This window comes from Streptomyces sp. UH6 (assembly GCF_013421635.1).
Classification (GTDB): Bacteria; Actinomycetota; Actinomycetes; order Streptomycetales; family Streptomycetaceae; genus Streptomyces; species Streptomyces abyssomicinicus.
Window position 1 is genome coordinate 1 of the sequence record NZ_JACADT010001451.1, and the last position, 1,015, is coordinate 1,015.

Consider the following 1,015-nt stretch of genomic DNA (forward strand, 5'->3'; position numbering starts at 1 on the left):
AGCAGCGGTAGTGGCGGCTCCACTGGAGGACGTCCATCGCGATCAGCAGCGTCGGCACCCGGACCGAGCCCAGCTGCTCGCGCACGTCGAAGGCGGCCAGCGCGTCGCAGCAGGCGGCGTACGAGGCGGGGTCGGCCTCGCGGTGGTCCTCGACCAGCCGGTCCACCGTGAAGCCGGGCGTGAACCAGCGGGCGTCCGCGGAGCCGGCCAGTTCCGCCATCGCGGCGTGGCCCCCGGAACGGACCGCCGCCGCCCGCTCCTCCCACGGCCGGGCGCCGTTGAAGTGCGACGAGGAGCAGATCACGGCCAGCGAGGAGAGGCGCTCCGGGTGGTGGACCGCCAGGTGCAGACCGACCGCGCCGCCCAGCGACACCCCCGCGTAGGAGAACCGCTCCACGCCCAGGTCGTCGGCGAGGTCCAGCACCAGCGCGGCCAGGTCGCCCACGGTGGCGCCCGGACCGATCAGTCCGGCCGGCGAGCCGCCGTGCCCCGGCAGGTCCCAGCGGATCACCCGGTGGCTCGCCGCGAGTTCGGGGGCGACCGCGTCCCACAGGGCCGTCGAGGTGCCCAGCGAGGGACCCAGCAGCAGCGGCTCGGCCGAAGCGGGGCCCTCGGCGCGGTGGTTCGGCAGCTTCTTCGTCAACGTCGCTCCAGAGCACGGTCGGTGAGTATGGCGGCGGATCCCGTGTACTCGGCCGGATCGGTCAGGGACGTCAGGTCGACGTCCCGCAACTCCGGCTCCGCACGGAGGACTTCCACCAGCGGCAGCCCTTCCGCGTAGGCCCGCCGGGCGGCTTCGGTGAGCAGTTCCCTGGCGCGGGCGCGGCCCAGCACCGGCGCCAGCGCGACCGAGAGGCGCTCCGAGACGATCAGGCCGTGGGTGACGCCCAGGTGGTCCCGCATCGCGGCGGCGTCCACCCGGAGCCCTTCGGCGAGGTCCGCGGCCTGGTGCGCGGCCGAACCGGCCAGCCGGAGCAGGTCGCGCAACGGCTCCCACTCGGCGTGCCAGGCGCCG

The 1,015-nt window shown here is 75.3% G+C and carries 1 protein-coding gene and 1 pseudogene; both read right to left on the minus strand.

The features are described from left to right. Nucleotides 1-643: alpha/beta fold hydrolase (locus HW445_RS32520; RefSeq protein WP_180224329.1), on the minus strand; the 643-nt coding region annotated here is incomplete at its 3' end. Further along, nucleotides 640-1,015, minus strand: a pseudogene (locus HW445_RS32525) (3-carboxy-cis,cis-muconate cycloisomerase); the annotation flags it as partial. The gene HW445_RS32520 and the pseudogene HW445_RS32525, both read right to left, overlap by 4 nt.